Raw genomic sequence first — 8,089 nt, 5'->3', positions numbered from 1 at the left:
GGCCGCTCCCACAGGCTCGAGGTCAGATCAGGCTCAGGAACGCCTGGCGCCAGCTAGCCTTGGCAGGCACGGCCAGGAAGTTCGGGTTGAGCAACGACTCGCGGGCCGGGTAGCGGAACGGCTGGCCATCCAGACCAATCACCTCGCCCCCGGCACCCTCCAGCACACCCTGCGCCGCCGCCGTGTCCCACTGCGAAGTCGGCGCCAGGCGCGGGTAGCAGTCGACGCTACCTTCGGCCAGCAGGCAGAATTTCAGCGAGCTACCGATATTCGCCAGCTCCAGGTCACCCACGGCAGCACTCAGGCCAGCCAGCAGCGCCTCTTGTTGCGCACTGGAATGACGACGGCTGGCCACCACGGTAAAGCGGCCACCGGCAGGCGGCGCATTGCGGACCTGAATGGGCGAAGCCTCGGCGCCAGCATCAGCACGCCAGGCACCCAGGCCACGGCCGCCGAAATAGCAGCGCCCGTTGGTCGGCATCGCCACCACGCCAAACACCACCTCGCCGTTCTCGACCAGCGCGATGTTGACGGTGAACTCCTCGCTGCCGGCGATGAATTCCTTGGTGCCGTCGAGCGGATCGACCAGCCACCAGCGGCTCCAGCCCTGGCGCTCGGCCAGCGGGATATTGCAGTCCTCTTCGGACAGCACCGGAATCTGCGGCGCCAGCGCCAGCAAGCCATCGGCGATAACCCGATGCGCCGCGAGGTCGGCAGCCGTCACCGGCGAATCGTCGGCCTTGGTGGTCACCCTCACGTCGGCGCGCCAGAACGGCAGGATGGCCTCGCCGGCCTGCTGGGCCAGCTTGACCACTTCGTGCATCAGTTGCAGGTCGTTCATGCTTCGAGCAACCCCCGCTGGATCAGCAGGTCACGGGCCAGGTACAGCGCCGCCAACGCCCGCCCTTCGGTGAACTGCGGGTGCATGGCCAGGGCCGAAAGTTCGCGCAGGTTGACCTTGTCGACCCGCATCGGCTCCGGCTCGTCGCCCTCCAGGCGCTCCTCGTAGAGGTCGCTGGCCAGCACCACCTGGATCTTCTGGCTCATGTAGCCTGGGGACAGCGACAGCTCGGTCAGATGCTCCAGCTGGCGAGCGCCAAAGCCGGCTTCTTCCTTGAGCTCACGGTCAGCCGCGGCCAGCACGTCCTCACCCGGCTCGATCAGGCCTTTGGGCAGCGACAGCTCATATTCGTCGGTGCCGCCGCAGTATTCCTCCACCAGCACCGCGTGCTCGGCGTCGAGCATGGCGACGATCATCACCGCGCCGTAGCCGTTGCCTCGGCCGACCAGGCGCTCATAGGTACGCTCGTTGCCATTGCTGAAGCGCAGTTGCACGGCCTCGACCCTGAACAGGCGACTGCTGGCGACGATCTCGCGACTGAGGACGGTGGGTTTCTGGCGCATGGGGCAGCTCCTTGGCGTGAACGCGTTACTATACCGTGGCTTGCCGACTGATCGAGAGTTTCCCATGCCTGTTCTTCCCTGGTCTGCCATCGATACCGTCCTGCTGGACATGGACGGCACCCTGCTCGACCTGCACTACGACAACCGCTTCTGGCTCGACCACCTGCCCCAGCGCTACGCCGAGCTGCACGGGGTCAGCCGGGCCATGGCGGAAATGGAACTGCAACCGCTGTTCGAACGCAATGCCGGCACGCTCAACTGGTACTGCCTGGACTTCTGGAGCCGCGAGCTGCAATTGCCGATTCGCGAGCTCAAACGCGAAATCGCCGACCTGATCGCCCTGCGGCCCGATGCCGATACCTTCCTTGCTGCTATCCGCAAGGCCGGCAAGCGCGTGGTGATGATCACCAACGCCCACCGCGATTCACTGTCGCTGAAGCTGGAGCGGGTGGAATTGGCGCCGTATTTCGAGCGGCTGATCAGTTCGCACGACTACGGCTACCCGAAGGAAAACCCGCAGTTCTGGGACGCCTTGAAGGCGGATATCGGCTTTGATCCGCAGCGCAGCCTGTTCATCGATGACACCCTGGCCATCCTGCGCAGTGCGCGGCGCTTTGGCGTGGGGCACCTGCTGGCGGTGCGCCAGCCGGACAGCAAGGCGCAGCCGCGCGATACCGAGGAGTTCGCGGCGGTCGAGGATTACCGGGAATTGCTGGTCGGCCTGTAAGGGCCCTTCGCGGATAAATCCGCTCCTACAGAAATTCGTGATCTACTGTAGGAGCGGATTTATCCGCGATGAGGCCGGACCACGCAGCAAAAATCAGTCAGGAATGCGCAATACCTGCCCCGGGTAGATCTTGTCCGGGTGCTTGAGCATCGGCTTGTTGGCCTCGAAAATCTTGTTGTAATGGCTGGCATTGCCGTACACGACAACGGAAATAGCTGACAGCGTGTCACCCTTTTTCACGGTGACAAACCTTGCCGCCGCCACGACCGGCCCGGTCACGGTGATCTGGTCATCGACACTGGCCACCCCTTCGATATTGCCGGCGGCAAGAATGATCTTCTCTTTCTCCTCCTGGCTGCCCACCTCGCCCTTGAGGATGACCGTGTCACCCTCTACAGTGGCCGAGATGTTCGGGTTGCCCAGGCCGACACTTTCCACGTGTTTCTTCAGCTGCTCTTCGGCCTTGGCATTGCCGGGAGTCAGCAGGTCGATCAACTTCTCGCCGGCTTCCTTGACGAAACTGAACAGGCTCATGACGCGCTCCTTGTTGACGTAAACCCTGGAGCCAGGAGTCTAGGCCAGGATTGCCGCGCCTGCCCCGCTGCGACCAATCGACGCGGTCTATCAAGGCATAGACCCTAGCGATTAGACGCGACCGGCCCACGGGCCTAGGCTGGATGCTATCAAATAGCCGCCGGTAGTCAGCCTCCTGATGCAAAGCAAACCTCCGGTCTGCGCGGCCAACCTGCCTCTGGCACTGCCCGCCGCCAGCAACACCTACGACTACGTCCAGCTCAGCGATGGCGCAAGCGCCTGCACGCCACTGGCCGAAGAGGTCGCCCTGGCCATTGCCTACAACGGCCTGAACCAGGCGGTCATGCTGGTCAGCCCTACCGACCTGGAAGACTTCGCGGTCGGTTTCAGCGTTGGCAGCGGCATCGTCGAAGGCACTGCGGAAATCTACGACCTGAAACTGTCCGGCAGTGGCTCGGCGATGTATGCCGACCTGGAAATTTCCAGCCGTGCGTTCTGGAACCTGAAGAACCAGCGCCGCCAGCTGGCCGGAACCAGCGGCTGCGGCCTGTGCGGGGTGGAAGCCCTGGAACAGGCGCTGCCAGAGCTGACCGCTCTGCCTGGCGCGCCGTTGCCGCCGGCGCAGTGGCTGGCGGGCCTGCGCGAACGTATCGATGCGTTCACGCCGCTGGGCCAGCACTGCGGTGCCGTGCACGCCGCGCTGTTCATGAACGCCCAGGGCGAACTGCTGATGGGCCGCGAAGACATTGGCCGGCACAACGCCCTCGACAAGCTGATCGGCGCCCTGCTGCGCCAAGGCATCAGCACTGCGGGCGGCCTGGCCATCGTCACCAGCCGCTGCAGCCTGGAGCTGATCCAGAAAGTGCTGCGCGCCGGCATCCAGACCCTGGTCAGCCTCTCGGCGCCCACTGGCCTGGCCCTGCAATGGGCGCGCAAGCACAACCTCAACCTTATCCATCTGCCCAAACACAGTGCACCGCGGGTCTACAGCCCTGCGGCGGAGTCGTAACAGTCGTGACCTCGTACCAGCAACTCCCGGACAACACCCCTGCCTCCACTCCTCGATACCAGCCCTACCACGGCCCTGCCGGTGGTTGGGGCGCGCTGCGCAGCGTAGCCAAGGCCTGGGTCGGCAGCGATAACGCGCTGAAGAACATTCGCGCCCTGCTCAAGACCAACCAGAACGGCGGCTTCGACTGCCCCGGCTGCGCGTGGGGCGACTCGCCCGAGAGCGGCATGGTCAAGTTCTGCGAGAACGGTGCCAAGGCGGTCAACTGGGAAGCGACCAAACGCCGTGTCGACGCGGCGTTTTTCGCTCGCTACAGCGTCAGCGCATTGCTGCAGCAAAGTGACTACTGGCTTGAGTACCAGGGCCGCCTGACCGAGCCAATGGTCTACGACGCACAAACCGATCGCTACCAGCCGATCAGCTGGGATGCCGCCTACGCCCTGATTGCCCGTGAGCTGAACAAGCTGGCCACGCCCGACCAGGCCGAGTTCTACACTTCCGGCCGGGCCAGCAACGAAGCGGCTTATCTGTATCAGCTTTTCGTGCGGGCCTATGGCACCAACAACTTCCCCGACTGCTCGAACATGTGCCACGAGGCCAGCGGCGTGGCCCTGAGCCAGAGCGTCGGGGTCGGCAAGGGTACCGTCACCTACGACGATTTCGAGCACGCCGATGCGATCTTCGTCTGGGGCCAGAACCCGGGCACCAACCACCCACGCATGCTCGACCCATTGCGCGATGCGGTGAAACGTGGCGCCCAGGTAGTCTGCGTCAACCCGCTCAAGGAACGTGGGCTGGAGCGCTTCCAGCACCCGCAGAACCCGCTGGAGATGCTGACCAACAGCGACCGGCCGACCAACACCGCATTCTTCCGCCCGGCACTGGGCGGTGACATGGCCTTGCTGCGCGGCATGGCCAAGTTCGTCTTGCAGTGGGAGCGCGAAGCCCAGGCCAACGGCGAGCCCGCCATCTTCGACCATGTGTTCATCGCCGAACACGGCCATGGCGTGGACGAATACCTGGCAGCGGTTGACGCCACCTCCTGGGAGCACATCCAGGCACAATCCGGCCTGACGCTGACCGACATCGAGCTGGCTGCGCGCATGTACTGCCGTGGCAAGCGCGTGATCATGTGCTGGGCGATGGGTATCACCCAGCACCGCCACTCGGTGCCGACCATCCAGGAAATCGTCAACCTGCAGATGCTGCGCGGCAACATCGGTGTGCCGGGCGCCGGCCTGTGCCCGGTACGTGGGCACAGCAACGTGCAAGGCGATCGCACCATGGGTATCAACGAGCGGCCGCCAGTGGCGCTGCTCGATGCCATCGAAAAACGCTTCAACTTCCCGGTGCCGCGACATCACGGCCACAACACCGTGGAGGCGATCCACGCCATGCTCGATGGCCGTTCCAAAGTGTTCATCGGCCTTGGCGGCAACTTCGCCCAGGCCACCCCAGACACCGAGCGTACCGCCAAGGCGCTGCGCAACTGCGAACTCACCGTGCAGATCAGCACCAAGCTCAACCGCAGCCACCTGATCCACGGCAAGCAAGCACTGATCCTGCCGTGCCTGGGCCGCACTGACATCGACCTGCAGGCCGACGGGCCTCAGGCAGTCACCGTGGAAGACTCGTTCAGCATGGTTCACGCCTCGAATGGCCAGCTCAAGCCGCTTTCCCACCAGATGCGCTCGGAGCCTGCCGTGGTCGCCGGTATCGCGGCCGCCACCCTTGGCAAACACCCGGTGGACTGGCACTGGCTGGTGGCCGACTACGCGCGCATTCGCGACCTGATTGGCGACACCATTGCCGGATTTGCCGGTTTCAATCAGCGCCTGGCTCACCCGGGCGGCTTTTACCTTGGCAACAGCGCCGGCAGCCGTCAGTGGAAGACCAGCACCGGCCGCGCCAACTTCAAGGCCAACCTGCTGCCCGACACCCTGATCGACGAGCGCGTTCGTGCCAGCGGCCAGGTGCCGGACCTGATCATGCAATCGATGCGTTCCCACGATCAGTACAACACCACCATCTACGGCCTGGACGACCGCTACCGTGGCGTGCGCGGGCAGCGCGAGGTACTTTTTGCCAACGAGGCCGACATCATCCGCCTGGGCTTCCAGCCTGGGCAGAAGGTCGACATTGTCTCGTTGTGGGGAGATGAACATGTGCGCCGTGTGCACGGCTTCACATTGCTGGCCTTCGACATCCCGGCCGGGCAGGCGGCGGCGTACTATCCGGAAGTGAACCCGCTGATTCCGCTGGAAAGCATCGGCGACGGCAGCCATACGCCGACGTCCAAATTCGTTGCCATCAAACTGGAACGCGCGCGGGACGACGGCCGTATCCTGTAACGGAAGCGCCTCGGCAAAAACCAAAAAAAGCCCTGAACCGCGAGGTCCAGGGCTTTGTCACAAATACCTCTGACAAGCAAAAAACGATAAAGTTTCATAGCAAATACAGTAACTTAGAGAATTGTGTACAACTCGTGTTACTCGTCGGATTTTCGTTGCCAGCCGCTCACCTTAGCCTCAAATTCGCCATCGTCATCCCTATGAGGCTTTCTCGATGAAGAAGTACTCCTCGATTCTGTTGTTGTCTTTCAGCTTGCTCAGCGGCGTTGCCATGGCAGGCGGCAATACCGAGGCTGGCATTGGCGGCGCATTGGGTGGGGTACTCGGCTCCGTAGTGGGCAACTCCATCGGTGGTAGCACTGGCGGTGCCATTGGTGCCGGCCTGGGCGGTGCGGCCGGCGGTGCCCTCGGTGCCGACAAGCGCCAGCGTGGCGAGGCCGCCATCGGCGGCGCCCTGGGCGCTGCAGGCGGTAACGTGGTAGGTCGCTCGATGGGCGGCACCACCGGTAGTTACATCGGTGCGGCCGCAGGCGGCGGTGCTGGTGGTGCGCTGGGTAACTACATGGGCAACAAGGCCGATGAAGACGAGCGCCATGACGAGCGTCGCTACCGTCGTGACTACGACGACCGTCGCCATTACGACCGTGGCCACCACTATGGCCACCGCAAGCACCGTCACTGGCGTGACTGATACCTGAGGCTCAGCCTGCGGGTAAAAAGAGCCCTGCCCTCACCGGCAGGGCTTTTTCATGCCTGCAAATCGAGTTGCAGGCCGGCCAGGATTACCTGCAACGGCTCGGGCAGCGGCACCGGCCGGCCGCTGGCGCGCTCGATGAATACCTGCACCACCGTCCCCGCCGCGCACGCATCGTTTTCCCCCGGGCGGTAGAGCGCCAGGCGGTACTCCACCGTACTGCCCGCCAGCCGCGTCACCCCAAGGCCAACCTCCAGCACATCCGGGAAGCCCGGCAAGGCGAAGAAGTCTGCCGCCGAACTCACCACGAAGGCCGCCAGCTCGCCATCGCGCAGGTCTAGATCCGCCTGTTCAACCAGGAAGGCCTGGATGGCAGTTTCGAAGTAACCGTGCACGGTGGCGCCGGCAATGTGGCCGTTGATGTCATTGTCCTGGGGACGGGTGAGGATCGGGTGGAAGTGGGAGAAGGCCGTGCGGTTGGGGGATTCGGTCATGAGTTATCCACAATTGGTTACTTCAAAGAGAAGCTTCCCACAACAAGTGAGGAAGGCCTATAGTCGCAATCAACTATAGATTGCATAGCATGGTGTATCGCCAATGAACCCGAGAATCACACCAGTGCCTACTCATCAGCTGGACCATGCAAACCTTAGCCGAATGGCAGAATCAGGCCGAATCAATGCAACGCATATTGTAGGGCAGCCCGGAGGCTGGGCAGTCCAGGTTGACGTCAACCATCAGGAACATGTGCTGATTGCCCAACGCAGTGGCAATGTCAGGCTGTTCAAGAAATTCGAAACCTTGGTGACCTACCTGCTCGACCTCGGCATTGACCATTTCCAGGTCGATGCGTCCACCTTCGACCCTAGCCAGCTGAGCACCTATCAACGCCCTGACCGTGCTCAGGCACTAAAGCGAGCCCATGAGGCAGCAGCCTATGAAGGCTGGTTTGCCGAACAGGTCGAGGCAAGCCTCAAAGATGCATCCCCTGTGATCGAGGATGATGATGCGGAGCGGCAGCTCGATGTCTTGCGCGCCAACCTCAAAGCCAAGATTCGCTGATGCGCCTGGTTTGGCGAGAAATGGCGCTCAAAGACCGTATTCGCATCATGGAGCACATTTCCGAGGACAACCCTGCAGCTGCCATAGTGTTGGACGAGACGTTCAGAGACAAGGCGCGGCGCGCTAGCCTGGCACCTACGCTGTATAAGGCCGGCAGATGCCCAGGCACGAGAGAAATTGTCGTAAGGTCGAATTATGTGATGATTTACCGAATCATGGATGACCGCATAGAAATCATACGCATCCTCCATGCACGGCAGCAGTGGCCGTGACCCAGATACAAAAAAGCCGCCCGAATGGGCGGCTTT

General features: G+C 62.8%; 10 protein-coding genes. 6 read left to right on the top strand and 4 right to left on the bottom strand.

Annotation, left to right across the window (positions count from 1 at the left end):
* Nucleotides 1-22: 22 nt before the first annotated feature.
* Both cysQ and nudE read right to left on the bottom strand, forming a co-directional pair.
* Nucleotides 23-841 carry a 3'(2'),5'-bisphosphate nucleotidase CysQ gene (gene cysQ, locus HU738_RS06290; RefSeq protein ID WP_186601399.1) on the bottom strand — a complete coding sequence of 273 codons (819 nt, stop codon included), beginning with the start codon at nucleotides 839-841 and terminating at the stop codon, nucleotides 23-25.
* Entirely contained in the window at nucleotides 838-1,404 is a 567-nt protein-coding gene (nudE, locus tag HU738_RS06285) for an ADP compounds hydrolase NudE (RefSeq protein WP_015268611.1), read from the bottom strand. The genes cysQ and nudE overlap by 4 nt, the downstream gene beginning before the upstream one ends.
* Nucleotides 1,405-1,468: 64 nt before the next feature.
* On the opposite strand from nudE, the gene yrfG reads away from it, so the two are divergent.
* Nucleotides 1,469-2,131, top strand: coding sequence for a GMP/IMP nucleotidase (gene yrfG / locus HU738_RS06280; protein WP_186601400.1), 663 nt, complete (start codon nucleotides 1,469-1,471; stop codon nucleotides 2,129-2,131).
* A gap of 93 nt (nucleotides 2,132-2,224) precedes the next feature.
* Here the strand turns inward: yrfG and lysM are convergent, their stop codons facing one another.
* Complete coding sequence (lysM, locus tag HU738_RS06275; RefSeq protein WP_186601401.1) at nucleotides 2,225-2,665, bottom strand: peptidoglycan-binding protein LysM; 441 nt, start codon at nucleotides 2,663-2,665, stop codon at nucleotides 2,225-2,227.
* A 178-nt stretch (nucleotides 2,666-2,843) separates the two neighbouring features.
* Between lysM and fdhD the strand changes: the two genes are divergently transcribed.
* The 3 genes from fdhD (at nucleotide 2,844) to HU738_RS06260 (ending at nucleotide 6,716) form a co-directional block, all read left to right on the top strand.
* Nucleotides 2,844-3,674 (top strand): formate dehydrogenase accessory sulfurtransferase FdhD, encoded by an 831-nt coding sequence (gene fdhD, locus HU738_RS06270; RefSeq protein ID WP_176509117.1) that lies wholly within the window; start codon nucleotides 2,844-2,846, stop codon nucleotides 3,672-3,674.
* Nucleotides 3,675-3,679: 5 nt separating this feature from the next.
* Nucleotides 3,680-6,025, top strand: a complete 2,346-nt coding sequence (locus HU738_RS06265) for an FdhF/YdeP family oxidoreductase (protein ID WP_186601402.1) — start codon at nucleotides 3,680-3,682, stop codon at nucleotides 6,023-6,025.
* A gap of 214 nt (nucleotides 6,026-6,239) precedes the next feature.
* The gene (locus tag HU738_RS06260; protein ID WP_186601403.1) at nucleotides 6,240-6,716 is read left to right on the top strand and encodes a glycine zipper domain-containing protein; all 477 of its coding nucleotides are present in this window, start codon (nucleotides 6,240-6,242) and stop codon (nucleotides 6,714-6,716) included.
* A 56-nt stretch (nucleotides 6,717-6,772) separates the two neighbouring features.
* Here the strand turns inward: HU738_RS06260 and HU738_RS06255 are convergent, their stop codons facing one another.
* On the bottom strand, nucleotides 6,773-7,213 hold the full coding sequence (locus HU738_RS06255) for an acyl-CoA thioesterase (RefSeq protein WP_186601404.1): 441 nt from the start codon (nucleotides 7,211-7,213) through the stop codon (nucleotides 6,773-6,775).
* A 103-nt stretch (nucleotides 7,214-7,316) separates the two neighbouring features.
* Here HU738_RS06255 and HU738_RS06250 point away from each other — a divergent pair, with 103 nt between their 5' ends.
* Together HU738_RS06250 and HU738_RS06245 are read left to right on the top strand one after the other, a co-directional pair.
* Nucleotides 7,317-7,781 (top strand): ParC-related protein, encoded by a 465-nt coding sequence (locus tag HU738_RS06250; RefSeq protein WP_189660497.1) that lies wholly within the window; start codon nucleotides 7,317-7,319, stop codon nucleotides 7,779-7,781.
* Nucleotides 7,781-8,053, top strand: a complete 273-nt coding sequence (locus HU738_RS06245) for a type II toxin-antitoxin system RelE/ParE family toxin (RefSeq protein WP_186601405.1) — start codon at nucleotides 7,781-7,783, stop codon at nucleotides 8,051-8,053. The genes HU738_RS06250 and HU738_RS06245 overlap by 1 nt, the downstream gene beginning before the upstream one ends.
* The last annotated feature ends 36 nt before the right edge of the window (nucleotides 8,054-8,089 follow it).

The sequence above is a fragment of the Pseudomonas vlassakiae genome (genome assembly GCF_014269035.2).
GTDB classification, from domain to species: domain Bacteria; phylum Pseudomonadota; class Gammaproteobacteria; order Pseudomonadales; family Pseudomonadaceae; genus Aquipseudomonas; species Aquipseudomonas vlassakiae.
Note: the sequence above shows the minus strand (reverse complement) of the source record. Positions and strands in the feature narration are given on the sequence as shown.

Excerpts from the sequence above, each read along its gene's own strand:
- cysQ (WP_186601399.1), bottom strand. The coding sequence starts at position 841 with ATGAACGACCTGCAACTGATGCACGAAGTGGTCAAGCTGGCCCAGCAG.
- nudE (WP_015268611.1), bottom strand. The coding sequence starts at position 1,404 with ATGCGCCAGAAACCCACCGTCCTCAGTCGCGAGATCGTCGCCAGCAGT.
- yrfG (WP_186601400.1), top strand. The coding sequence starts at position 1,469 with ATGCCTGTTCTTCCCTGGTCTGCCATCGATACCGTCCTGCTGGACATG.
- lysM (WP_186601401.1), bottom strand. The coding sequence starts at position 2,665 with ATGAGCCTGTTCAGTTTCGTCAAGGAAGCCGGCGAGAAGTTGATCGAC.
- fdhD (WP_176509117.1), top strand. The coding sequence starts at position 2,844 with ATGCAAAGCAAACCTCCGGTCTGCGCGGCCAACCTGCCTCTGGCACTG.
- HU738_RS06260 (WP_186601403.1), top strand. The coding sequence starts at position 6,240 with ATGAAGAAGTACTCCTCGATTCTGTTGTTGTCTTTCAGCTTGCTCAGC.
- HU738_RS06255 (WP_186601404.1), bottom strand. The coding sequence starts at position 7,213 with ATGACCGAATCCCCCAACCGCACGGCCTTCTCCCACTTCCACCCGATC.
- HU738_RS06250 (WP_189660497.1), top strand. The coding sequence starts at position 7,317 with ATGAACCCGAGAATCACACCAGTGCCTACTCATCAGCTGGACCATGCA.
- HU738_RS06245 (WP_186601405.1), top strand. The coding sequence starts at position 7,781 with ATGCGCCTGGTTTGGCGAGAAATGGCGCTCAAAGACCGTATTCGCATC.